The organism is Hymenobacter sp. GOD-10R (assembly GCF_035609205.1).
In the GTDB taxonomy this organism is placed as follows: Bacteria; Bacteroidota; Bacteroidia; order Cytophagales; family Hymenobacteraceae; genus Hymenobacter.
Map to the genome: position 1 here is coordinate 3,834,818 of NZ_CP141184.1, position 24,962 is coordinate 3,859,779.

Genomic DNA, 24,962 nt, shown 5'->3' on the forward strand with positions numbered 1-24,962 from the left:
TAATGCCCGGCCCGCTGGAAGCATGTGTGAACTGGCTTAGTCGTTGTCAGTCTTCACTTTAGTTTTTTCGCCGTTAGCGTCTTTGGCCTTCGAGTCGATGGTTCCGTTCTTGGTTTTGGTCTTTGCTTCTTCGCCCTGCGGGCCTTTAGCTTTCACCTTTACCTTGTCAGAATTTTCATCGACCTTGGTTTTGATCTTCGTGCCATCAGCCTGCTTTATCTTGGTCTTGCCAGGTTGCAGCGGTGCCGTTGTGGTTGTCAGAGTAGAGCTGCTGGTGGCAGGTGCTACGTTAGAAGAAGCACTCGTACTGGTAGCTCCTGACGATACAGGATTAATCGTGGGAGCAGTTTCGCCTTCCTTCAGAATCACCCGGAACTCTACGCGACGATTCAGCTGCATGTTCTCCGGCGAGTCGTTGGGAGCAGCCGGACGACGTTCGCCATAGCTCACCGTCACCAAACGCGCATCCGATACACCCTTCTTCAACAAGTACTTGTAGGCAGCCGTCGAACGGTTGTCGCCTAGCTCCATGTTGTACTCGTCGGTGTTGCGTGAATCGCAGTGACCTTCCACCGAAATGTTCAGGCCGGGGTTAGCTTTCAGGATTTTAGCAATATTGTCTAGCTCTGTGATAGACTCCGGCCGCAGGTTGTACTTGTCAGTCTCGAAGTAGATCTTCTTGAACGCGTAAGCTGATTGACTAGTCGTGTCAACATACGGCACGTAGAAGTTCTTGGTAATCGACGTCGAATCGTTGGTCGAAATTGGTACGGCAAACTCTTCCGTAACGATATTCTGTCCGTCTTTCGACACCGCTACCTGGTAAGTACGGCCCGACAGCACGCTTACTCCGTAGTCACCCGTTTCCGGCTTGGTTACGTCGCGGTAGCTCAAGGCCGTTTTGTCGGCCTGTGTTCCCGTGAACACCAGTTCTACGCCTGGGATTACCGAGCTGCTATCACGGGCGCTAAATACCTTGCCTCGGATATTGATGTTCTTGATGTAGTTGATCGTGTAGATATCTTTCTCCCCGTAACCACCAATGCGGTAGCTCGACAAATAAGCATAGCTACCATCCGGGCTCAAGCGGTAGTAGATGTCATCATCAGGCGTGTTAACGGGGTAGCCCATGTTTTCAGGACGGCCCCACTTACGGCCTACCGAATCCCACTGCGACTTGAAGATATCGTAGCCACCCATGGTGTTGTGGCCGCGCGAGCTGAAATACAGCGTCTTGCCATCACGGCTCAGGTACGGGCTATCATCGTCATACTTGGTATTGATTGCGTTACCCAGCGTCTTAGCCGTTCCCCAGTCACCACCAGGCTGACGTGTAGCGTAGTACAGGTCAAGCGTACCGTCTTCCGAGTATTTGCCCGTCGAGAAGTAGATTGTTAAGCCATCAGGGGTAATGTAAGCGTCACCTTCATACGCTTTTGAGTTGATATTGCCGTTCAACTTCTTAGGAGGGCTCCAGTCACCACCGGCCTTCTCAGAATAGAAGATGTCTCCATTTTCGTCCTGACGGTACATCAACAGCTTCGTGTCGTTGTCGAACAGCTGCGTAGATGCATCGTGGCCTTTGCCGTTGAGCGCGCCGCTCAGGGAGCGAGGCTTTTCCCATTCGTCATCGTCGATGCGGTGGGTCTCAAAAATATCCTCGTAGTACTCACCATCGGAAGCGACGTTCCCACCCTTTTTAGAGTTGGCACTTCCTGCGCCTGTTACGTTTTCGCCCCGAGAAGTAAACAGAAGCAGCTTGTCATCAGTAGAGATAACCGGGCTGTGTTCCGAATACTGCGTGTTGACGGTCGGACCTAGGTTCTTTACAAAAATATCCTTAGGGCTGTTGAACTGTACCTTGGCATTTTTGCTGTGCTGGATCAGTTGAGCCAACTCCGCTTTGCGAGTATCGGTCTTCTTTTTGAGCGTAGCATTGTACGCCTGGAAGTGCGTGATAGCCTCATCAAAGTTATAGTTGAGGTGATCTACGCGGCCGAGCCAATACTCAACATCTTTTGACACCTTCGGCTTCAGACGTTGTGCCTTATAGATATAGTCGCTAGCCTTTTCCTTGTCAAAGGACATGTAGGCAATACCGGCTCGGAATAACGCTTGAGCGTTATTCGGTTCCTTGGCCAACACTTGCTCGTAGTAAGGGATGGAGGCCCGGTAGTTCTCTTGATCGAAGAACTTATTTGCGGTCTTTAGCTGCTTGCGCGTGCTCTGGGCCAGCGCTGGCTGGGCCATAGCTGCGCCCAGCGCTAAGGCGCAAGAGGCTTTCAATAACCTTCTGACTAAGTTGTCCATTGTTAGGAGGAGTTTGAAAATAATCGGTTACAAAGAAAGGATTACAGGCAAAATACCTGCCGTCCCTTCTAGAAATGCGTTTTATACTGAAAACCGGTTCTAGGGTTGAGGCAAACTGGAGAATGCTTGAGAGGATAATAACACAAAATCACTTCTCCAACTATTCACTAGCTTCTCATAGTAACTATGAAAAATTGAGGTAGTATAATGGGCAAAGATATAAATTTCATAATACAATCTTTATAGTATCCTATTGAAGTAAGTTGGATACTATACCATAGTAGAATCCAACAGAGCTTACGAGAAACACTGTCGAACTTACTCACCAATTCGCGCAAATATAGGGCTACAACATTAACAACAAGGGTATTATTAGAAATTTATGTCCTCTACTGGCTTTCCGATTCTTCTACCTTTGCCGGTACTAACCTGATTTGTTGTCTATGATCATTCGCGAAGCAAAGTTTGTGATGAGTAACTCGCGAGTCGAGCAATGCCCGCCCCCTACGTTACCTGAATACGCTTTTATTGGCCGTTCCAACGTCGGCAAGTCTTCATTAATTAATATGCTGACGGGACAAAACGGCCTAGCTAAAACCTCGTCGCTACCAGGAAAGACGCAGTTGATTAACCACTTCTTGATCAACGATGAATGGTTTCTGGTGGACTTACCCGGTTATGGGTATGCTAAGGTGAGTAAAGAGTCGCGGGCACAGTGGGGAAAGATGATCAATTACTACCTGCGTAAGCGCGAGAGCCTAGCTTGTGTGTTCGTTCTGATCGATTCACGCCATGCACCACTCGCGCCCGACTTAGAATTTATTGATATGCTGGGCACCGAAGGTATCCCCTTCGTGTTGGTGTTTACCAAAGCCGATAAGATGTCGGGGAGCCGGGCGCATCAAAACGTGAAAAGCTACCTAGCTAAGCTACAGGAGAGCTGGGACGAACTGCCACGGCACTTTGTCACCTCTGCTGCTGAAAAGATGGGCCGGGATGAGGTACTCAACTTTATTGAAGACGTAAACCGGCAATTGGCTCAGGCGGCTGAGAATTCTTAAATTGGCCTTCTAATTGCCCTCCTACTTTGCATTTTTCCTTTTGCTTCTTCTCTTTTTTCGTTTTCACAACATGAAAAAAATCACGTTTGCGCTGGCCTTCGGTTTGTTGGCGGCCACGGCCCCAGCTTTTGCCCAGAAAGCTCAATCTAAATCGCCTGCGCCTACGCCTGAAACCACTCCAGCGACTGAAGCCGCAGCTCCGGCCCCCGGCCACGTTGGTAAGTCCATTCCCGTGGCCGAATACTACGAGGGCGGCCAGGAAGCTATGTATGCTTTTATAGAAAAGGAACTGAAGTATCCCATTTTGGCCAAACGCAACCGAATTCAGGGTACTTGCATCGTGAGCTTCACGCTGAATACGGATGGCACGCTGTCGGGCGTTAAGCTGGTGAAAGGCGTGGGCGGCGGCTGCGGCGAAGAAGCCTTGCGTGTGGCGAAGCTGCTTCAGTTTAAAAAGCCTGACTACGCCATCCTGACGAGCTTGCCTATTGTCTTTAAGTTGTAGGCTAGCTTCGTCGCGGTGACGTCTTCTCTCCTACCTTTGTATCCTTGACTAACTTTCTTTTTCCATGCCTTACGACCTGAAGGAAATTGCCGCCATTAGCGGAATGCCCGGTCTTTACCGCTTAGTGCGTCCAACCCGTGCTGGCGTCATCATCGAATCGCTTGACGAGCGCGGCACTCGTTCGGTAGCTTCGGCACGCAACAAGGTTTCGCTCTTGCACGAAATCTCTATTTACACCGAGGATTACGACCAAACGGTACCGCTAACAGAAGTGTTTGACCGGGTGTATCAGAAGTACGGCACAGCCCTACCGCTGAGCAACAAGTCGAATGATCAGGACTTGGTAGCCTTCATGGGCGACATCATTCCTGACTATGACCGTCAGCGCGTGTACTTGTCCGACATCAAGAAATTGGTGACGTGGTACCACGCCGTTAGCAGCCGCTTGGAATACCAAGAAGCCGCCACGCCAGGCGAAGATGCTGGAACACAGCAAGAGCAGCCAGCCGACGACGAAGCACTAAGCACCGCAGGTATCATTCCGACGGAAGCTGACTCGGATGCAACTGCCAATCCAGAAGCTACTGAGAAGAGCGCTTAAACTCCTCTTTCGTCTTGCCCTTATAAAGAAGGCCGCTTGCGTATGCAAGCGGCCTTCTTTGTTATAGATAGAAGCTAGGTACCTTTGATGGCTTAGCTATTTACAATGGGAGCTTCGGAGTGTTCAGCAGCCAAAAACTCTTCGGCCTTCTCCACTAACTCCTTGGAGCCAATGATAACTGGGCAACGGTCGTGCAAGCCGGTAGGCTCGATTTCCATTGTTCGTGTATAGCCGTTGCTGGACTTGCCACCCGCTTGCTCCACAATGAAAGCCAACGGATTGCACTCGTACAACAAGCGGAGCTTACCACTGGGCGATTTTTTGGTTGCCGGATAAATATAAATACCGCCCTTCAACAGGTTGCGGTGGAAGTCGGCTACCAACGACCCAATGTAGCGTGCCGAATAGCTTTGCTTCTTGCAATGTGCGATGAAAGCCGCCAGCCCTTCGGAGAAGGATTCGGCACTGCCTTCGTTGATCGAATAAACGGTGCCGCTAGCCGGGATGGTGATATTAGGGTGCGAGAGGAAGAATTCACCTAGAGAAGGCTCGTAGGTAAAGCCATTTACGCCGTTGCCAGTGGTATACACCAGCATGGTGCTGGAGCCATAAATTACATAGCCAGCCGCCACTTGGTGGGTACCCCGCTGGAGACAGTCCTGCTCATTGCCCACGGTGCCGGTGGGAGAAATACGCCGGTAGATACTGAAAATAGTACCGATGCTAACGTTAACGTCGATGTTGGAGGAACCATCCAGCGGGTCCATGGCTACTACGTATTTGCCTTGGTTGTTGCCAGTCTGGATTACTTCTTCATCTTCTTCCGAAACAATGGTGCACACCTCACCACCATTACGCAGAGCCCGGATGAAGCGAATATTAGCCACTACATCTAGCTTTTGCTGATCTTCACCTTGTACGTTGCGGTTGCCATAAGCACCTGCAATATCAATTAGGCCCGAGCGATTAATTTCACGATTAACAATCTTAGTAGCTAAAGCAATATCGCGCAGCAACTGAGAGAGTTCACCCGTTGCGTAGGGGAAATCTTCCTGCTTGCGCATAATAAAACGGTCGAGGGTAGTACCAACAGGCAGCGCCAGTGAGTTATGATCCATAAAAAGGTAAAGAAATGAGCAATGGGTCTATGGTCAAAAGTAAGCTTTTTCGGCTTTCAGTAATAGAACTTTGCCGTATGACAATAGAGATTTTACCAGAAAGACAAGCGAAAGAAGCTCCTTTGACGAAGAATAGCGCTTAGCTTAACTAGAGCCTCCTTTTGCTTTCGGGAAAATAACGAAACTGGAGCTCAACAGTGGCTCTCATTGGTTAAATGATAAAAGGGCACCGGGAAGGCTAGTGCATGAGCCAACTGTTTTGCTTAATGCGTGGTATAAGGCAAGTAGTTATAAAGCCTCCTTGCTTTGTCGTTGCATGGTACGCGCGGCAACTTTCGGCAGGCAGTCTACTTCATCTACCTGCCTTTTCTCACCTAATCCCTCTGACTATCATGGCCGTTCTCGTTGGTAAACGTGCTCCATCTTTCCGCGCTAAAGCTGTCATCGACGGCAATATTGAAGACGAGTTTTCACTCGACCGCTACCTAGGCAAGAAGCACGTCCTTTTTTACTTTTATCCTTCTGACTTTTCGGCTATCTGTCCCACAGAAGTGTTGGCGTTTCAGGATCGTCTTGCCGAGTTCGAGGCCAAGAACGTAGCGATAGTTGGCTGCTCCACTGATTCGCACAATGCCCACCTAGCTTGGTACCAGATTCCGCGTAACCAAGGCGGTGTGGCGGGTGTTACGTACCCGCTGGTAGCTGACGCGACCAAGACGATTTCGGCCAATTACGACGTGCTGGGTGGTCATTACGACTACAACGACGCCGGCGAAATGGTCTTTGTAGGCTCCCCAGTGGCTTACCGAGGCTGGTTCCTGATTGATAAAGATGGGATTGTGCGCCATCAGGTCGTGAACGACCGCCCGCTGGGGCGCAGCATCGACGAAGCGCTGCGCATGGTAGCGGCGCTGCAATTTTTTGAAACCAACGGAGAAGCTTGTCCCGTCGACTGGAAAGAACCCACACCACAAGGCGCGCTGCGCTAGTGCGGCTAGCTCATTCCGCCTTTAGGAGAAGCTCTGGTGCGTGGCACCAGAGCTTCTTTCGCTTAGGAAGGTCGGCAAACACGTACTTTTGCATTCTTACCAACTAAGCTCCTAGCTCCCGCTCTTGTTAGCAGTCTACAATATTGCGCTTCGTCTGTATGCCACGCTGCTGCAGCTGGTGGCGCCTTTCAACTCAAAAGCTGCCCAATGGGTAGCGGGCCGGCGCGGTTTGCTAGCGCACATTCAATCCACAATTCGCCATGAAACAGCGCCAATAGCGTGGTTCCATTGTGCTTCGCTGGGCGAATTTGAGCAAGGGCGCCCACTGATAGAGGCATTTGCCCAACAGTATCCTGGTTACAAGATCGTGCTGACGTTCTTTTCGCCCTCGGGTTACAATGTGCGTAAGAACTGGCCGGGCGCCCACTATGTGTTTTATCTGCCGCTCGATACAGCTGCGCACGCCCGCACCTTTTTAGACGCGGTCCGACCTAGGTTAGCCGTTTTTGTGAAGTACGAGTTTTGGTACCACTTCCTATCGGAGCTGCACCACCGGCAAATTCCGACTATTTGCGTTTCGGCTATTTTTCGCCCCGAGCAAGCCTTCTTTAAACCCTGGGGCGGCTTGTTTCGACGCATTCTCGGGAGCTTCACGCACATTTTCACTCAGAATGAAGCATCCGCAGAGCTGTTACGGAGCATTAATATCCGGCAAGTAAGCGTGGCTGGCGATACGCGTTTTGACACGGTGGTGAGCACCGCGGCCGCGCCGCCGAAGTCGCTGCCGCTACTTGAGGCCTTTGTGGCTGATAAAGCGCCAGTGCTGGTGGTGGGTAGTAGCTGGCCGGAAGACATTTCGATAGTTGCCCCGCCGTTGCGTCATATTATGGGGGACAGCATCAAACTGCGCGTGATTGTGGCACCGCACGAACTGCATGAGTCGGGTTTGCGGCAGCTCGAAGCCATGGTACCGGGGCAGGCTGTACGCTATTCTGCCGCCCAGCCCGATACGGTGGCGCAAGCTAGCATCCTGATTATTGATTCGATTGGCTTGCTGCGTGAGCTATACCGTTATGGCGCTATTGGCTATGTAGGTGGTGCTTTCGGCAAAGGGCTCCATAACACCTTGGAAGCGGCCGTATTTGGCCTGCCCCTGACTTTCGGGCCGCGGTATAAGAAATTCCAGGAGGCGCAGGAGCTGGTAGCACTTGGCGGCGCACGTCCCGTAGAGAGTAGTGCCCAGCTAGAAGCCATAGTACGAACGTGGCTTCAGGATACTCAGGTGCGGCAACTTGCTAGCCAGACCAACCGGCAGTACGTACTTGACCATGCCGGCGCCACAGCCAAAATTATGGCGGCGCTGCCGCTAGAGCGTGACTGAGTGACTAAGTGACTGAGTGCTATTCGAGAATCTCAGTCACTCAGTCACTCATCACTCAATCACTCAACTACTCTTTATGACTGGCATTGTTGTTAAATCTACCGGCTCATGGTACTTGGTGCGCGACCTAGCTACGGGGCAGCTGCACCGATGCCGGTTGCGAGGTAAATTCAAACAGAAGGGGTTGAAAGTGAACAACCCGCTGGCGGTGGGCGACCAGGTGGAGTTTACGGTGGAAGAACAAACGGAAGGTGCGGGCGTCATTCACCACATTGAGCCGCGGCGCAACTACATCATTCGGCGCTCGGTGCACAAGACGGAGCATGCCCACATTGTAGCCGCCAACCTCGATCAGGCGCTGCTGGTGGTTACGCTGGTGTCGCCGGCTACTTCGTTTGGGTTTATCGACCGGTTCTTGGTAACGGCCGAGGCGTATAGCATTCCCGTCACGCTCATCTTCAACAAAGCCGACCTGCACGACGAAGACCTAACGGACTACCAGCAGCAAATTCAAAAAATGTACAAGCGTACGGGCTATCCTAGCCTGCTTGCTGCAGCGCGCACAGGCGAAGGAGTGGCTGAGATTGACGCGCTGCTGGATGGCAAAGTCACGTTGCTTTCGGGCCATTCGGGCGTGGGCAAGAGTACACTTATTAATGCATTGGTACCCGACCTCGATCTTAAAACTGCCGAAATCAGCGAGTTCTCGGATAAGGGCGTGCACACCACTACGTTTGCCGAAATGTTGGAAGTACGACCTGGCACCTATATTATTGATACGCCAGGCATTAAAGAGCTAGGTTTGGTGGATATCCCGCCGGCTCAACTCGGGCATTTTTTCCCGGAGATGCGCGCTTTGCTCAACCAATGCCGTTATCATAATTGCACCCACGTGCACGAGCCCGGCTGCGCCGTGCGCGAAGCCGTGGAAAAGGGCAAAATCGCCTTGCCGCGTTACGACAGCTACCTGAGTATGCTGAACGAGGAAGACAACCGACACTAACTGACATGGTACACAGCTTCTTGTTTGCTCCTTTTTCCGATCCGGCCCGCCAGGAGCAGTTTGAGGCTGTCGAAAACGCATTACGCACGGATGCAAGTGCGCCTACTACCCTGCTACTCGGCAACCTAGGTGCTACGGACGCGCCGCCGGTCGATGCCGTGTTGTTGCAACCGGGTAAAATCGTGCTGCTGATGCTGGTGCCACAAAGTGGTCATTTACGCATTCCAGCGCTCGAATATGGTACGTGGCGCCTCAGCGACCAACCGATAGCGGGTTTTGGCGAAGCCGATAACCCGTTCGACTTTTACCAGCATCAGAAAGACTCTGTGCTGGAATGGCTTGGCGTGCAGCTCGACCTAGCGCCGACGGCGTTGCCGCCGCTGGCGGGCTTTGTCGTCTTACTTGCGCCTGTTACCTATGGGCCTGAAGTTGAGAATCAATTAAGCCGACAGACAGCAGCCTACAACTTCCAGCTCGTGAACGACGCGCGACAGATGCCGCGCCGATTGCGGCAGCTGGCACCGCTGGGGGACGCTCCTGCCGAAGCAAACTTAAATGAATGGGCTGCCCAGCTACGTGACCAGTTCTTGACAGCAGAGCCAGCGTTTTCTGACGCGGATGAAGAACCTAGCTACGGGTTCTGGGAGCAGAGTGCCCGCCGGCTATGGTTGTGGCTTGGCGCGGCTGATGTGCCCGCCGACCCACCCTACAGTACAGCTTCTGATCCTCGCCAGCTGGAGGCGCTGCGCCGGGAGCTACAAACTGAGCTTCGGCAGCAGCAACAAGCGGCGCAAGCTCGGGAAACAGCCCGGGAACAGGAGCTTACGCACCTGCGACAACAGCTGGCGCAAACACCCAACCACCAATTGGCCGCCCAACAAGAGCGAGCCGAACTGGAAGAAGCCTTACGCGTAGCGCGCACCGAATCGGCAACTCGTAACCAAGAGCTGGACGCCCGAATTCAGCAGCTCGGCCAACTTATTGAACAACTGCGGACACAAGCGACTACGCCAACGCCCGCAGTAGTGAAGCAGCCTAGCCCAGTGGCTGCGCAACCGAAGATACCATCACCTAGGTCTGTTCGCAAGCCAGCCCCGGTAGCACTGCCGACGAAGCTGAACCTAACGCGGGTGGCCATGGCTTTGGGCGTGCTCTTGTGTTTAGGGGTAGGTAGTTGGGCACTGGTGCGCTTCTCGAAGCACTACCTGGCTGCGCGCAAACCTCGGCGCGAACAAGCTGCGCGAATAGCCCGGCCTGCGGAAAGCTCCTCGCCGCAGGACTACCTAGACTCAGAAAACTTCACGTCGCAGACGGTGGATTCTACTAGTGAACACGCAGAAGCACCAGGCCCAGACGAGTCGTTGATCGTGCAAGATGAGCCACCAGTAGTGAACGACCCGAAGCTCATCATGCAAGTGGCGAGCGACAGCGCCGTGAAGGCCGTGGAGCAGGAAGAAAACCCGGAGTCAGACTCTATAACGCAGTAGTCCAGCTTCTTTGGCGCTTGGCTGCGTATAAAGGGCTTTTCAGGCTTCTTCTAAACTTTTATGGCTGAACAACTTGCCTTTTTAGGTCTCGGTGGCATGGGCGTGGCGATGGCAAAAAATCTGCTCAAAGCTGGTCATCAGCTCAACGTGTACAACCGCACCGCTAGCAAAGCGGCTCCGCTGCAAGAGCTAGGTGCGCGCGTAGCTAATACACCAGCCGAAGCAGTTCAGGGCGCTTCCGTCGTTTTTACCATGGTGACCGACGATGCCGCACTGGAGACCATCACGACGGGCTCCGATGGCCTGCTCAGCGGCCTTGCGCAGGGAGCCGTGCACGTTTCGTGTAGTACCGTGGCGCCCGACACCAACCGCCGCCTTGCAGAAGCGCACCAGAAACACGGCTCCGCGCTGCTGGCAATGCCCGTATTTGGCAAACCTGAAGCGGCGGCAGCCGGAAAGCTTTGGCTTGTCGTAGCCGGCTCCACCGCAGCCAAGCAGAAAGCAGCGCCCTACCTAGGTGCCATCGGACAAGGGACGTACGACTTCGGCGAAGACCCCGGCGCGGCTAGCTTAGTGAAACTTTGCGGCAACTTCATGCTAGGTGCCGCCATCGAGGCCATGGCCGAAGCCTTTACGTTGGCTCAGAAAAGTGGTATCGACCGCCAGAAGGTGCACGAGTTTTTTAGCAACACCCTCTTCGACTGCGCGGTGTACAAGAACTATGGTAAGCTCATTGCCAGCCAGCACTACCAGCCCGTCGGGGCCGAACCGGTTATTATCCGCAAGGACCTGAAGCTGGTCCTGCGCGAGGCCCAAGAACAGATTGTGCCCATGCCGTTCGCAAATATCATTTTTGACCAGCTTTCCGCCACAGTTGCCCGCGGTCGAGAGAATATTGACTGGGCTATCTTTGCGCAGCTCGCCGCCGATAACGCCGGCCTAGGGCAGAAAGGGTAATCTATAATGTAGCGCGAAGCTCCAGCTTCGCGCATCGTTGAACGTCTCACGCTAGTCTACAGGACATAGCCTTATCGTTCAACGATGCGCGAAGCTGGAGCTTTGCGTTACAGATAACTATTCCGTTTCTGCCGGAGGCATCAGCACAGTGTCGATGATGTGCGTTACGCCGTTGCTTGAAACCACATCGGGAGTCGAGACGGTAGCGTTGTTGATCATCACTTTGCCATCCTTCACTGAAACCTTGATTTTCTCGCCGTTCACGGTGGTTAGCTCCTGACCATCACGCAGGTCAGCGGCCAGTAGGCGGCTCGCAATGACGTGATAGGTCAGCAAGCCTTTTAGCTTGTCTTTGCTTTCGGGGCGCATGAGGCCAGCAAGAGCGCCTTTGGGAAGCTTATCGAAGGCAGCATTGTTGGGCGCGAATACGGTGTACGGACCCGCACCGCTCAGCGTACCGTCGAGGCCGGCCGCTTGCACAGCTTTTACTAGCGTCGTCATGCTTTTAGCTTGCACAGCGTTCTGCACAATGCTACGGTCGGGGGTCATGGCAACACCGTCAACCATGACGCCATCGGCCTTGCCCATGCGGGCGGAGTCAGTGGGCATATTGGCCGAGTCGGCGACGCTCATAGTAGAGCCGGGCTCCTGCGTTGCCACGTCGGCACCTTTGTTGTCGCCGCCACAGCTAGCTAGGCTGGTGGCTAGAATACTTGCACTGAGCAGGAAATAGGATGTAGTACGGAAGGTTTTCTTCATGTAACAGTTGAATCGTCAGGGTGAATTGGTAAGCGGAAGAAGCAGGAAGCGAAAATAAGGCACCTCCGCTCCTACTATAACCTACGCACCGGTTGGGCTTCTGGATGCCGCGAGCTAGCCGAATTGGTTACCTTTGTCCTAGCTTCCGCCTTACACAAGCGGAAACCTCACTTCCCCACCTACAACTTTCTAGACATGAAAACCGCTGAAATTCACACCAGCAAAGGCGTTATGAAGTTTGAGTTCTTCGAAGAAGATGCTCCGAACACGGTAAAGAACTTTACCGAGCTAGCCGAGAAAGGCTTCTACGACGGCACCAAGTTTCACCGCGTCATCCCGAACTTCATGATTCAGGGCGGCGACCCAAACACCAAGCCCGGCGCTAAAGGCATGCCCGGCACTGGTGGCCCCGGCTACAAAATTAAGTGCGAAACCTCCGGCGGCAATCAGTACCACGACCGCGGTGTGATTAGCATGGCGCACGCTGGTAAAGACACTGGTGGCTCGCAATTCTTCATTGTGCACAATCGCCAGAACACGGCCCACCTCGACCGGGTGCACACCGTATTCGGCAAAGTAGTAGAAGGCGAGGACGTTATTGACCAGATCCGCCAGAACGACGAAATTGAGAAAATTGTGGTATCGGAAAGCTAGGCCAGCTTAGCTATTTGTACCTTAAGAAAAAGGCCCGTTGGAACACTTCCAACGGGCCTTTTTCTATCTCAATGGGAACCTCTACCTGATGAGCGCGTAAACTCAAGCAGACCTATTGTTAAGAATGATGCTTAAGAAAACGCCTATACTTGCCCTTGCAGTGTTCGCAGCTAGCCTGCAAAGCTGCTCTTTGTTCCGCTCCGACGTAAATTCTGAAAACCCTGCTGTGGCTGCACAAGCCCAGCGGGTAGAGTCCCTGAAAAGTCAGGTAGATGACCAGGAGCGCCTCGTAGATGACGCTAAATCGCGCGTTGATGCTGAGAAGGACCGCCTAAAGGCGCTGAAGTACCAGTTAAAAGGCGCACAACAAAACTTGAAAGGCCGGAAGCTGGAAGCCAAAAGCTAGCTTTCTATTGCAGCGCAAAACACACGCTGTCTATAACAGCAAAACGCCCCACCTACCTTCCGGTACGTGGGGCGTTTTTCATGAGTAGCCTAATGGCTTACCGACGTCGGCCACGAGGCTTTTCGTCCTCATCTTCGTCGTCATCATCGCCGCCGAAGCTAGGCATGGTGAACATGGAGCTGAGTAGGTCCTTGAACTGGGTGCCGGCCGTAACGCGGTTGCGCGAGATGAGGCTGTGCTCAGCTAAGCCGTGCAGGCAGAACTCCATTAGGAAATAGGTCGTCTCCTTGTCCTCGTTAGGGTGCAGGAACGTTACAATGTTGCGCAGACCGGGTACTTGGTCGAGGGCTTTTTGGTAGTCCTTGTCGGAAGCATCGCTGAGCACGTCGACGGTGTTGCCAGCGCCGAACCAATCCTGCACCTCTTTGTAAGGATTCGGGATGTTCTTCTTTTTCTTCTGCTTGTCGGGGTCAGGGAAGTAGTTCAGGAACAGCGTGCGGATAGCCTTGCCCATCAACTTCTCCGCCACGATGCCAGCACCTTCCTGTTCGCCTTCGTACACCAGCTCCACCTTACCCGTGAGGGCTGGTACAGCAGCTAGGTAGTCGGCTACGCGGATGTAGGTTTTCTTCTCACCGTTGATCAGGGCACGACGTTCGGCGGCACTGATTAAGCTTTCGTAAGCAGCAATGGTCAGACGGGCTGATACACCGCTTTTTGCATCGACGAACTCCGAGCCGCGTGCTTCAACAGCCACTTGCTCGACTAGGTCGCTCACGATTTCGTTCGTCGTCACCATGCCTTTCTGCTCTTCTTTGATGCGAGCTTCCTGCTTGGTGATGCGCTTACCAATCTCAATCGACTTGGGATAGTGCGTAATGATCTGGGAGTCAATACGGTCTTTGAGCGGCGTCACGATAGAGCCACGGTTGGTGTAGTCCTCAGGGTTGGCGGTGAACACAAACTGGATATCCAGCGGCAAACGCACCTTGAAGCCCCTAATCTGGATGTCGCCTTCCTGCAAGATGTTGAATAGCGACACCTGAATACGCGCCTGCAAGTCGGGCAACTCGTTGATCACGAAGATGCCGCGGTGCGAGCGAGGAATCAGGCCGAAGTGAATTACGCGCTCATCCGAATACGGCAGCTTCAGCGTGGCCGCTTTGATGGGGTCGGCGTCGCCGATAAGGTCAGCCACCGATACATCGGGGGTAGCTAGCTTTTCCGTGTAGCGGTCCGCGCGGTGCAGCCACGCTACGGGCGTCGCATCGCCTTTTTCGGCGATGAGGTTTTTAGCATAAATAGACAGTGGTTGCAGCGGATCATCATTCAGCTCCGAGCCTTCCACCACCGGAATGTATTCGTCGAGTAGCTCCACCATGAGGCGGGCAATGCGGGTTTTAGCCTGCCCACGCAACCCGAGCAGGTTGATGTGGTGCATGCTCAAAATGGCGCGCTGCAGATCAGGAATAACTGTTTCCTCGTAGCCGTAGATGCCCGGGAACACTTCTTCTTTACGCTGGAGCTTGGCAATCAGGTTATCACGCAGTTCCTGCTTCACAGAGCGCGGCTGATAGCCGGACTTCTTCAGTTCGCCTAGGGTACGGATGTTGGTTGAGATCATATAAAAGGGAAGGTAGTCTGCCAGATGGAAAGATGGGCAAAGGTCAGGAAGCAGACAACTATGAAATAACTGTCTAACCCCATCATTGGTTCGGAAGCAAACGTGCTGAGCCAGCGAAAAACCTAGGTTTTGTTGTTCGCTTACCAATAAGCGTCACTCACATACATATGTGATGCCCCTTAGTTGCAGTGCGCAAGCAGAAGCTATAGTATTGTGTTTGATAAACTTATCTCCAATACTACATGAAAAAATTCTTCAAAATACTAGGCGGGGTGCTGGGGGTCGTCGTACTCGCGGTTATTGGGTTCGTGGTGTGGGTGCAAGCACGTGGCATTCCCACCTACGACAAGCCCACAGCCTCTACGGTGGCTGTAGCTGCCACACCAGAGCGCCTGGAGCTAGGTCGCTCGCTCGTACTGGCCAGCTGCAACGACTGTCATATGAACAAGAAGAACAACAAGCTGTCGGGGCAACAAATGTTAGACACCCCCAAGGAGTTTGGCAGTCTCTACTCGGCTAACATCACGCAAGACAAAGACCACGGCATCGGCAACTGGACTGACGGGGAAGTCATTGCGCTGCTGCGTACGGGAATTGGACGCGATGGGCGCTACCGTATCATCATGCCGCATTTCGTGCACATGTCGGACGAGGACGTGAACAGCGTTGTGGCCTTTCTGCGTTCCGACCACCAGTGGGTGCAAGCCGACGCTACGCCAACCCATGCGCAGGAGCCTAGCCTGCTCGTTAAAACGTTGGTGAACACCGTGATGAAGCCTACGCCTATGCCTACGAAGGCCGTGGTAGCGCCCGCCCCCACCGACCAGCTTGCCTACGGACGTTACTTGGTTGTAGGACGCTACCAATGCTTCGAGTGCCACTCGAAAAGCTTCGAAACCAACAACGCCCTTGAGCCCGAAAAATCGGAAGGCTACCTAGGGGGCGGCAACCACTTGCTCGACGTCAATGGCGTCGACATTGTATCGCGCAACCTTACCGGTGATTCCGGCACCGGCATTGGCGATTGGAATGCTGGCGATTTTACGAAAGCCGTGAAGTTCGGCATGTCGCCGAATGGCCCGCTACACGCACCAATGCCCAAATACTCCACCATGAGCGACGGAGATGCAGCGGCTATTTTCGCTTACCTGCAATCGATTCCCAAAATCAAGAACGCCACGCCCGAAGACAAAGGCGCGGTAGCAGTACAGTAGCCCGATTTAGCCAAATCCTTCTCTGTTCAACACCAACAGCAGCTTAGTTAGCGGCTGGTTATCTTTTTAGCTTCTATGAAGCACGCCCGCTTACTCCTACTTTTCCCCTGCCTGTTGTCGATCGTGTGCCGAGCACAGCAACCGCTGATGCAATGGCACCATCTTGACCCAGCTGCCAACAACACAATGGGTATCAGCACGGAGCGGGCCTACGCCTTGCTGCACGAGCTAGGGTTACGGCCTGCGTCGCCCTTGTTAGTAGCCGTTATTGATGGTGGCGTAGATACTGCGCATGCCGATCTGAAGGCTGTGCTCTGGCACAACCCACGCGAAATTGCGGGCAACGGCCGCGACGATGACCATAATGGCTATGTAGATGATGTGTACGGTTGGAACTTCACAGGTGGGAAAGATGGCCGCAATGTGTTTCACGACCAGAAAGAGGAAACTCGCCTGTATGCCCGTCTGCGTCCTCGCTACGAAGGCAAGACCCTAGCGCAGGTACCGACAGCACAGCAAGCCGAGTTTCGGCTGTACGAACAGGCAAAGGCTGCTTACACAACTAAGCGCGCCGAAGCCGAAACCGCTTACCAGAACGATACGAAACAGCTAGCCGAAGACATAGCTAATTCGGCCACGCTCAAGAAAGCGTATGGGGTGCAGGTGTTGGACTCCTCCTTGCTCCGTCGCTCGCCATCTGCTGACACTACCCTGACCAAGCTAGCTAGCTTGTTCTACCGCGTTACGCGGAGGATGCAACAGCCCAACGCCGACTCAGCATTAAATTATTACCGCCGCTACAATGCCGAATTAAAAGATCGGCTGGATTACGCGTATAACCTAGCCTACGATCCGCGCCCCATTATCGGCGACCAAGTGCAGGACCTTCGCCAGCGGGATTACGGCAACGCCAATCTCGCAACCAGCCTCGTTGACCACGGCACCAAGCACGGCACGCACTGCGCGGGCATCATCGCCGCCGACCGTACCAATAAGCTAGGTGGGCAAGGCATAGCCGACAACGTACGCATCCTGTCCGTGCGCTGCATCCCCGATGGCGATGAGCGCGATAAAGACGTGGCGAATGCCATTCGTTACGCCGTCGACAACGGTGCGAAAATCATCAGCATGAGTTTCGGCAAGTACTTCTCGCCGGAGAAAGCCGCCGTGGATGAGGCCATGCGCTACGCCAACGCGAAAGGCGTGCTGCTCGTGCACGCCGCCGGCAACGACCATCTCAATACCGATCAAATCCCGCAGTACCCGCAGGGCCGTTACCTCAATGGCCAGCAGATCCCGAACCTACTAACTGTAGGCGCCAGCGCCCGCACCAACGACACACACTTGGTAGCCCCGTTCTCCAACTACGGCCGCCAGTCAGTAGACGTGTTTGCGCCTGGCGTGGAAATCATGTCTACGATGCCAAGCAGTAGCTATGCGCCCATGAGCGGCACCAGCATGGCCGCGCCATCTGTGGCTGGCGTGGCGGCAGTGCTGAAAACGTACTTCCCCCAGCTTAGCCCCACCGAGCTGAAGCGCATTATTATGCAATCGGCGCTGCCCTACCACACGCAGGTGCTGAAGCCTGGCACCAAAGAACTGGTCGATTTTGCTACCCTTTCCCGAATGGGCGGGGTTGTCAATTTATATGAGGCCGTTAAGCTAGCGAGTGCTGCACAAGCGCCAAAAGCGCAAGCGCGCAAGTAGCGCGTCCTGTATCTCTTACGGCCGTTGCGCTAGTGCTTGCTCCAGCACTGCTACTGTTTCTGCTCCGGCCGATGGTCGCGGTGCCGCTCCCTGGCGAATTCGTCCATCCCGCCCAATAATCCAGTAGCTCGGGAAGCCACCCACGCCGTAGTTCGCCGAGGCTTTGTACCCGCCGGGGTCAAGGAGGTGCACGCTGTTGGGGCTGGTGAGTGGGTGCCGGGCTAGGGCTTTCTGCCAGTCGTCGGCTTTGCGGTCGATTGAGATGTAGAGAAACACCACATCGCGACCCATAAACTGCTTTTTCAGCTTCACAGCCGCGGGTGCCTCGGCGAGGCACGGCGCGCAGCTACTATACCAAAAATCAAGGTAAACGACTTTACCGCGAAAGTCCTGCAATGACACGCGCTTACCGCTGGCGTCCTGTAAGGTGAAGACAGGAGCTAGGTCGCCACGACGTAGGTGCTCGGTAGATCGTAGTGCTTGCCGTATGGTACTAGCCACAACGGAGTCGCGGTTGTGCGCTTTAAATAAGGGCAACATGGCGAGAACAGGTTGTGGATTGTCAACCAATGGGCCACGCAACTGGTCACAAAGCATACGTCCTATCACTTGGTCACGAGCTGGAGTGTCACCAAAATCAGCCGTAGCTTGTGCAAAGATTTGCTCAGCAGCATTCAAGTCGACAGGCAATATTCCATTTGGCGGCAGCAACCGCGCATATTGGTATTCCTCAAATAGGTGACTCGTTGCAAGTCGTATACTCAAGTCACTGTTGTGGCTGAGCGACGATAAGGGCAAAGCGGTAAATGAAGCAAGAAAGTCCGCAGGCAACGCAGGCTCCTGTTTCGTGGTGTACTTCGCATAATGCATGTAGCTCAGCAAAGAAACAGCCCGTTGTATATCCAAGACCTGCTTGTGAATGCGGATAAACTCGGTGGGCAGTGGTTGCTGAGCAGCATAAGCATTCATATACTCAAGTTGCTGCTGCCGGCGAAGATCAACTTTGCGTTTGTACTCAGCTGGCAGGTCTTTAGTGTATAGTCTTTCTGGAACAGAATCTCGGCTGTTATCGAAGTGTCGGTGTGCTTGGGCTAGGTAGTTGTTGACGAAGCTACCACGGCCTGTAAAATCAACGGTTTTATAAAAGTCCCTGCATTCGGCCGTCACATTGACTGAGTCGCCAGGTTGGAGAAAGACAATCATCGAGCAGTTACTTGGCCCATTGAGCTGACCGTCAATAGGAGCAACTACTCCTTGCAAGACCAATCTAAATTTTCCTGTTGCATCCAGCAGAACTACCTCGGGGCGTTTAACTCCTTTCCGCGCTACCCACACAGAATCGCCTGCATGAGCATTCAGTAATCGTCCGGTCAGGATAATATCCATTTTAGGCACTGACTTAGCTGATACTGCCGTTTCAACAAGCGGCTTAGCAGTAGAACAGGCCGCTAATACGGCCACAAGAATTAACAGCAGATTACGCATAGCTAAGTAGATAAGAATAGAAACAAAAAGCCGCAGAAGTAACGAGACTTCTGCGGCTTTCTATATAGTGCAATGTATTCTTATTCAGCGCAACAGCATGTTACAGGCTCTTGCGGCGGTTCTTTTTGTAGTCCTCGAAGATCAAGTGACCTAGACCTTGCAGACTGCTATAGTACGCTTTGCCTTGGTTCACCTCCGTGAACTCCTCCACGAACTGCTTCAGATATGGGTCGGAGGCAATCATAAAGGTGGTAATCGGCACTTTCAGGCGGCGGGCCGAGGCAGCTAGGTTCAGGGTTTTGTTGACCACTTTCCGGTCGAGACCAAAGCTGTTTTTGTAGTAGCCATTGCCCTCCTTCAAGCAGGTTGGCTTACCATCTGTAATCATGAAAATCTGCTTGTTCGGCGTTTTCCGCTTGCGCAGCAGATCCAAAGCTAGCTCCAAGCCAGCGACTGTGTTGGTGTGATACGGACCTACTTCCAGATATGGCAGGTCTTTCACTTTGATTTCCCAAGCGTCGTTGCCGAACACAATCACGTCGAGGAAGTCTTTGGGATACTTCTGCTTCACCAGCTCGGCCAGCGCCATGGCCACCTTTTTGGCGGGCGTGATTCGGTCTTCGCCGTACAAGATCATGGAGTGCGAGATGTCAATCATCAGCACCGTGCTGGTCTGCGATTTATGCTCGTTTTCCCGCACCTCTAGGTCGCCCTCGGCTAGCATGAACTCGTCGGTGAGGCCGTGATTGAGCTGGGCGTTGCGGATCGATTCGGTCATGGAAATCTGATCCAGCGAGTCGCCAAAGCGGAACTCGCGCATGTCGGTGCTCATCTCGTCACCTTGGCCGGTGTGGGGCGTGCGGTGGTTGCCAGTTGAGCTCTTCTTCAGCTTACCGAAGATTTCCTCTAGGGCACTCTTGCGAATATTTTGCTCGCTTTTGGCCGTAATCTGGAAAGAACCCTTCTTCTGAGGATCTTCGTCGATGTAGCCCTTCTTCTTCAAATCCTCGATAAAGTTGCCCATGCCGTAGTCATCGTCGGTGAGGCCGTACTGTTTATCGAGCTGCGAAAGCCAGGAAAGAGCCTCCCCCACGTCGCCCGACGTGATGGTGACCAGTTGCATAAATAGTTTAAACAGAGAGTCAAAGCCCTTCTCAGGCGACTCCTCAGGCACAAAATCTCGGAAACGAAAGCCAGCAGACATAAGACAGGGGTTAGGCTAGGAGAACAACAGACGAGTGAAGTTGGTTTATCGGTACCGGTTTTTGGGTTGACCACTCAGTGATAAAGCCGCACCGTCGAGCAATGTTACGATGTCTACTTACGCCTCGCCGTTGATATAAGAATCGTTGAACAACTCATCACAACGTCGTTCGACAGGAGACAGAAGGCAGCGTCGCCACACGCTCAAAAATCAACACCCACACATAAACCACCAACGATGAAAGCAATCTGGAACAACACCGTCGTAGCCGACAGCGACGACACCATTGTAGTCGAAAATAACCATTATTTCCCGGCTGATGCTATCAAGCGCGAATTTTTCGAGGATAGCATCGCCCACACAAGCTGCCCCTGGAAGGGTCGCGCCAGCTATTATTCCTTGCGCGTAAACGGCGAGCTGAACAAAGATGCGGCTTGGTACTATCCGGAAGCGAAGGACGCAGCCAAGAACATCGAAGGACGGGTAGCGTTCTGGAAAGGCGTACAGATCGTGTCGTAAAGGCTCTAGCGCAAAGCGCCAGTTTCGCTCATTGTGAACGATTGAGCGGGAAAGAACTACGCTAGCTCGACAACCTAGCCCCGATATTCTCGCAATGGGCGAAGCTGGCGCTTTGTGCTACTGGGGGTGCAACCTCAAGCGCCACGGGGCGTTAGTGCTGCTGTCGGCCCTGCGCCGACCTAGCTTCTTTATTGCTTCCTCGTTATGAAATTACCCGTCCCCTACCTTTTGCCCGGCGCTTTGCTTATGCTAGCTAGCCTCGCTAGCTGCGATACGCAACGCTCCGTTACGGAGCGTGCCGATCCTTCCGCTTCTTTGCGTAGCACTGCCAGCGCCACAGTGCCAGCTACCCCAGCTGTTTCGCCTACGGCTGTTAGCTTTCACAAAGAAGTGACGGAAGACGGCCATCGCTTTGTGGTAGAGACAAAGGGCGAAGGCAGCCAACGCCAGTTGATCTTGAGCGCGGAAAAGGGTGGCCGCGATCTGACTACCAACACGCAGGCCCTAAACGGCACCGTCACCGACGTGGTAGCCACCGACCTCAACGACGATAAATCGCCGGAATTGCTCATCTTCGTTTCCGACGCGGGAAGCGGCTCCTACGGGCAAGTGGTGGCGTATAGTTTTCTGAGTCAAAGTCGTCAGGCGCTTACCGTGCCCGACCTAGCTGGCGCTGCCGCTGAAGGCTATCAAGGGCAGGATGTATTCAAGGTGCAAGGTCAAGAACTGCTTCGCTCCTTCCCGCTCTACAAACCCGCCGACCCCAACTGCTGTCCCAGCGGCGGCACACGCACGGTGCGCTATAAGCTGCCCGCCACAGGCGCCGCGTTCCAACAAGTAGCCTTTGCTGATCAAGCCAAAAAATAGAACACCCTGTAAAGCAAAAGGCCCTGCTACCTAGGTAGCAGGGCCTTTTGCTTGATAAAATCTATAGGACCTAGGTTAGTCAATCCACTTGAACTTGTACTCTAGCTTCGGCACCGGCATGCGGTCAGCCACGCGGCGCAAGCGGTTGGGCAGAGCCACGATGTAGTCACGGGCTTTCTCAGCGGCTTCGTTTAGGCCAGTCACTTTTTCCACTTTCCAGTCGCGGATCAGATCTTCGAGGATGTCGGTGTAGTCTTGGCTGGTGTACACGCCGATACGCTGGGCAGCGTCGGTGAAGTGGCCAAATGTTTTGCCCATTTCCACCCCTAGCTCGCGCATGTAGTGGGCCGGCATCACGATTTTTTTGCGCATCATGTCTTCAAAAGCGAGCATCATTTCTGATGGGTCTAGCTCGAAGATCTTATCAACGAAGGTTTTGTACACGCGAGCATGACGGGCTTCGTCGCCGGCAATCATGCCGCAGATCTTGGAAAGCTGCGCGTCGCCGGCTTTGCGGGCCAGAGTACCCACGCGGCGGTGCGAAATATTGGTAGCTGCTTCTTGGTAGCTGGTGTACACAAACGAGCGGTACGGGTCACGGCCGGTACCTAGGTCGAAGCCGTCGGCAATGAGGTATTGGGTGCTGTTCTCAAACTCGCGCATGTTTACGCGGCCAGTCAAGTATAGGTAGCGGTTCAACAGGTCACCATGGCGGTTTTCCTCGGCCGTCCAGCCCCGAATCCACTGGCCCCAACCGTTGGTGTGCTCGTCGCGGTCGAGGTTTTCGAGGTCATGAAACCACGACTCGTAGTTGGGCAGTGCTTCTTCGGTGATGGTGTCGCCGATGAGCACGGCCAGTAGGTCATAGCTCAAGCCTTGGGCCCGTTCGCGCAAGAGTTTCACTTCATTGAAGAAGACATCGGTGTCGAGCCGAGAATCTGGCAAGAAATCAGACGGCTGCCAGCTGTCTTCAACTTTTCTGAGGAAGGAGTCCATGTTCTCTCGAATGAATGATTCGAGTGATTGGAGTACCTCGGCGCGAGAGGCAAGGGCGGTGGAGATCATGACGACGGGAGAAGATCTGGTGAAAAAACGAATTCAAAGGTACGGTACCCGTATTCAGGGATACGTGAGTTATTCTTCAGGTAGGTCACATAAAATTTTGGCCTTTTTACTTACTTCATCGATTTTACATCCACTTGGTATAGTCGAGGTAACAGCGTATCAGCACTAAATGAAGTTCCTGCCTGAAAGTGCCAGGTAAGTGGCTTAGGCGCCGTTCGCGCCGACAAGTAATATGCTAAGAAGCGTGCCATCGAAGGAGTAAGCAACCACACCACGTCGGGTCGTTGGGCTAAGCGTTGGAGCGCCACGGCAAAGTCGCGCGTACCGGTAAGCTGTTGGCGCAAGGCCGCATTAGCAGGGTCGAGCGTAGTCCAGCCGACTAGGCTCAGCACGGGCTGCTGACTAACGCTGTATATTTCGAAGGGCGACAAGCTTTTGTAAGCCGCCTCCAAGCTAGTAGTTACGATGAAGCGGCCAGCCACCGAGCGTTTTACCTGGGCTAGGTAGGCTTCGTGCGCAGCCCGCTCTCGGCGCAAAACGTGCACACGATGCAACGTTTTGTAGCCATATAAAGCCACCACCAATGCAGTACCAACGGCAACTACCCGCAAAAAGTGCGTGGGCAGCCTTATTTGTTGAGCTGTAGCCACATATCCTAAGTTGCTCAGCAACCATAGATCCATCAGTGGCAGCCCTAGCCGCGGCGGCAGCTTCAGGAGAATACCTAGGCCCAAGATCAACGCCCCATACGCTAGCTGCACCAGCCAAAAAACCAGCTGCTTATTGCGCCACCCAACTAACCAGAAGAGCGCCGCTTGCCCGAGTAGCACCGGAAAGTAGTCGCGGACCAACAAGCTTACTAGGGTTTGCAGCTTGCCAGGCACCTCTCGCTGCAGAAAGTAACGCGCGTCGAAGCGCATCGCCCGCTGAAACAGGGCTTCATTTACTAGCAAGGAGTCGCCAAGCATCCAATGCCTTACAGCTTGCACCCCAAGTTTATCAGTTGCAGTGTGGGGCGTGGGCCGGTACAGCTGGTAGTCATTGCAGTTGGATTTGAGCACATCGAGGGTGCGGTAAGCAGCCATTTGCGGTGTCCAGGCGAATGATAGCAAGGCGCTGCTCACTGCTAGGAGGGCGATGGCCATACCTAGCACACGTAGCCCTGGCCTCCCTCCTAGCCACCAAAGACCCGGCGCTGCTGCCAGCAGACCTAGCCCTGCCGCACTAGGCCGCACCAGCCAAGCTAGCCCTACCATCAACAGGCCCAACGCTACTAATGGTTTTTGGCGCGCGTGCTGTGCCGCCAGCAGCAACCCCGTTCCACTCAGCAAAATAGGGATGCGGCTATAATTGAACCACAAGCTATGCTCCAGCCAAGCTAGCAGAAAAAACAAGGTGAGCCCGGCTGGTAGCCAAGCCGTTGGTACGCGTTGGGGCCACAGCTTACTGAGTACAGCAAAAGCAGCCACTGTAGTCAGGTAAAGTAAGCTGTAGAGCAACAAGCCGTACCAGGGCCAGCCGGGTGCTACTTGGTACAACCACGCTAACAGCAGGGCAATGCCGTGAAAATACAAGTGTAGATCGGTGACCGGTGCCGCCGCCGAAGCGCCACGTAAAAGCTGCGTAATAGCTAGGTCATCATTGGTTTCGTAGTAGCACCCGAGCCCGCTGCTCCCGAGTAGCAGCAATAAGGCTGGCAGCACTACGATACAAAAGGGTCGGGCAAATTTCAAGCAAGTAGAAAATACAGGAGCTCGGCAGAAAGGTCGCCAAAGAAAAAGCAACGCCCAATTTTACGCACAAAGCATTTTTTGCGCTACAAAGCCGTAGCCGCCACACAGCGTTTAGCATACCCCTGCATCACGCTGGATTCCGCGGCCTAGTTACTGCCGAGCTGAGTTGCGCTTCAACCTAACAGGTGAATGAGGAGCAGACAACAACTAAATACAAATTCTAGGATATAAAAATACTAGCCAGTTCAGAGATTGACCATTACCATGATAATTGTCATATACTCAGGGGGCTTCCAAATGGCAAAAAGCAATC

At 53.6% G+C, this 24,962-nt stretch carries 22 protein-coding genes; 14 read left to right on the top strand and 8 right to left on the bottom strand.

Translation table 11 applies throughout. The annotated features are described in order from the left end of the window. Positions 1–36 precede the first annotated feature (36 nt). Complete coding sequence (locus SD425_RS15290; RefSeq protein WP_324670812.1) at positions 37–2,310, bottom strand: OmpA family protein; 2,274 nt, start codon at positions 2,308–2,310, stop codon at positions 37–39. Between the two features lie 443 nt (positions 2,311–2,753). On the opposite strand from SD425_RS15290, the gene yihA reads away from it, so the two are divergent. The 3 genes from yihA (at position 2,754) to SD425_RS15305 (ending at position 4,477) form a co-directional block, all read left to right on the top strand. Then, positions 2,754–3,371 carry a ribosome biogenesis GTP-binding protein YihA/YsxC gene (gene yihA, locus SD425_RS15295; protein WP_324670813.1) on the top strand — a complete coding sequence of 206 codons (618 nt, stop codon included), beginning with the start codon at positions 2,754–2,756 and terminating at the stop codon, positions 3,369–3,371. Between the two features lie 70 nt (positions 3,372–3,441). Continuing rightward, positions 3,442–3,876, top strand: a complete 435-nt coding sequence (locus SD425_RS15300; RefSeq protein ID WP_324670814.1) for an energy transducer TonB — start codon at positions 3,442–3,444, stop codon at positions 3,874–3,876. A 64-nt stretch (positions 3,877–3,940) separates the two neighbouring features. Next, entirely contained in the window at positions 3,941–4,477 is a 537-nt protein-coding gene (locus tag SD425_RS15305; protein ID WP_324670815.1) for a DUF5606 domain-containing protein, read from the top strand. A 92-nt stretch (positions 4,478–4,569) separates the two neighbouring features. On the opposite strand, the gene fbp is transcribed toward SD425_RS15305, so the two are convergent. After that, a complete protein-coding gene (gene fbp, locus SD425_RS15310) occupies positions 4,570–5,595 on the bottom strand; it encodes a class 1 fructose-bisphosphatase (protein WP_324670816.1) in 1,026 nt (341 codons plus the stop codon). Positions 5,596–5,987: 392 nt separating this feature from the next. Here fbp and SD425_RS15315 point away from each other — a divergent pair, with 392 nt between their 5' ends. The 5 genes from SD425_RS15315 to SD425_RS15335 all read left to right on the top strand — a co-directional run bounded on the left by SD425_RS15315 (position 5,988) and on the right by SD425_RS15335 (position 11,412). Continuing rightward, positions 5,988–6,584, top strand: a complete 597-nt coding sequence (locus SD425_RS15315; protein ID WP_324670817.1) for a peroxiredoxin — start codon at positions 5,988–5,990, stop codon at positions 6,582–6,584. Positions 6,585–6,708: 124 nt separating this feature from the next. Next, positions 6,709–7,965: a 3-deoxy-D-manno-octulosonic acid transferase gene (locus SD425_RS15320; protein ID WP_324670818.1), complete on the top strand. Its 1,257-nt coding sequence runs from the start codon at positions 6,709–6,711 to the stop codon at positions 7,963–7,965. A 76-nt stretch (positions 7,966–8,041) separates the two neighbouring features. Next, positions 8,042–8,968, top strand: coding sequence for a ribosome small subunit-dependent GTPase A (gene rsgA, locus SD425_RS15325; RefSeq protein WP_324670819.1), 927 nt, complete (start codon positions 8,042–8,044; stop codon positions 8,966–8,968). 5 nt (positions 8,969–8,973) lie between these two features. Continuing rightward, positions 8,974–10,455 (top strand): hypothetical protein, encoded by a 1,482-nt coding sequence (locus SD425_RS15330; protein WP_324670820.1) that lies wholly within the window; start codon positions 8,974–8,976, stop codon positions 10,453–10,455. A gap of 60 nt (positions 10,456–10,515) precedes the next feature. Further along, positions 10,516–11,412 (top strand): NAD(P)-dependent oxidoreductase, encoded by an 897-nt coding sequence (locus tag SD425_RS15335; protein WP_324670821.1) that lies wholly within the window; start codon positions 10,516–10,518, stop codon positions 11,410–11,412. Between the two features lie 117 nt (positions 11,413–11,529). On the opposite strand, the gene SD425_RS15340 is transcribed toward SD425_RS15335, so the two are convergent. Then, entirely contained in the window at positions 11,530–12,171 is a 642-nt protein-coding gene (locus tag SD425_RS15340) for a fasciclin domain-containing protein (protein WP_324670822.1), read from the bottom strand. Between the two features lie 195 nt (positions 12,172–12,366). On the opposite strand from SD425_RS15340, the gene SD425_RS15345 reads away from it, so the two are divergent. Next, entirely contained in the window at positions 12,367–12,825 is a 459-nt protein-coding gene (locus tag SD425_RS15345) for a peptidylprolyl isomerase (protein WP_324670823.1), read from the top strand. A gap of 124 nt (positions 12,826–12,949) precedes the next feature. Beyond that, positions 12,950–13,231: a hypothetical protein gene (locus SD425_RS15350; protein WP_324670824.1), complete on the top strand. Its 282-nt coding sequence runs from the start codon at positions 12,950–12,952 to the stop codon at positions 13,229–13,231. Between the two features lie 97 nt (positions 13,232–13,328). Here SD425_RS15350 and SD425_RS15355 read toward each other — a convergent pair whose 3' ends face one another. Then, positions 13,329–14,855, bottom strand: a complete 1,527-nt coding sequence (locus tag SD425_RS15355; protein WP_324670825.1) for a sigma 54-interacting transcriptional regulator — start codon at positions 14,853–14,855, stop codon at positions 13,329–13,331. A 242-nt stretch (positions 14,856–15,097) separates the two neighbouring features. On the opposite strand from SD425_RS15355, the gene SD425_RS15360 reads away from it, so the two are divergent. Both SD425_RS15360 and SD425_RS15365 read left to right on the top strand, forming a co-directional pair. Then, a complete protein-coding gene (locus SD425_RS15360) occupies positions 15,098–16,069 on the top strand; it encodes a c-type cytochrome (RefSeq protein WP_324670826.1) in 972 nt (323 codons plus the stop codon). A gap of 75 nt (positions 16,070–16,144) precedes the next feature. Beyond that, on the top strand, positions 16,145–17,776 hold the full coding sequence (locus tag SD425_RS15365; RefSeq protein WP_324670827.1) for a S8 family peptidase: 1,632 nt from the start codon (positions 16,145–16,147) through the stop codon (positions 17,774–17,776). A 15-nt stretch (positions 17,777–17,791) separates the two neighbouring features. On the opposite strand, the gene SD425_RS15370 is transcribed toward SD425_RS15365, so the two are convergent. Together SD425_RS15370 and SD425_RS15375 are read right to left on the bottom strand one after the other, a co-directional pair. After that, positions 17,792–19,261, bottom strand: coding sequence for a TlpA disulfide reductase family protein (locus SD425_RS15370; protein WP_324670828.1), 1,470 nt, complete (start codon positions 19,259–19,261; stop codon positions 17,792–17,794). Positions 19,262–19,361: 100 nt separating this feature from the next. After that, positions 19,362–20,465, bottom strand: a complete 1,104-nt coding sequence (locus SD425_RS15375) for a vWA domain-containing protein (RefSeq protein WP_324670829.1) — start codon at positions 20,463–20,465, stop codon at positions 19,362–19,364. Positions 20,466–20,702: 237 nt separating this feature from the next. Here SD425_RS15375 and SD425_RS15380 point away from each other — a divergent pair, with 237 nt between their 5' ends. Together SD425_RS15380 and SD425_RS15385 are read left to right on the top strand one after the other, a co-directional pair. Further along, positions 20,703–20,984 carry a DUF427 domain-containing protein gene (locus SD425_RS15380; RefSeq protein ID WP_324670830.1) on the top strand — a complete coding sequence of 94 codons (282 nt, stop codon included), beginning with the start codon at positions 20,703–20,705 and terminating at the stop codon, positions 20,982–20,984. Between the two features lie 204 nt (positions 20,985–21,188). Continuing rightward, on the top strand, positions 21,189–21,851 hold the full coding sequence (locus tag SD425_RS15385) for a PliI family lysozyme inhibitor of I-type lysozyme (RefSeq protein WP_324670831.1): 663 nt from the start codon (positions 21,189–21,191) through the stop codon (positions 21,849–21,851). Between the two features lie 75 nt (positions 21,852–21,926). On the opposite strand, the gene SD425_RS15390 is transcribed toward SD425_RS15385, so the two are convergent. Together SD425_RS15390 and SD425_RS15395 are read right to left on the bottom strand one after the other, a co-directional pair. Continuing rightward, entirely contained in the window at positions 21,927–22,916 is a 990-nt protein-coding gene (locus SD425_RS15390) for an acyl-ACP desaturase (protein WP_324670832.1), read from the bottom strand. Positions 22,917–23,026: 110 nt separating this feature from the next. Then, a complete protein-coding gene (locus SD425_RS15395; RefSeq protein WP_324670833.1) occupies positions 23,027–24,649 on the bottom strand; it encodes a hypothetical protein in 1,623 nt (540 codons plus the stop codon). Between the last annotated feature and the right edge of the window lie 313 nt (positions 24,650–24,962).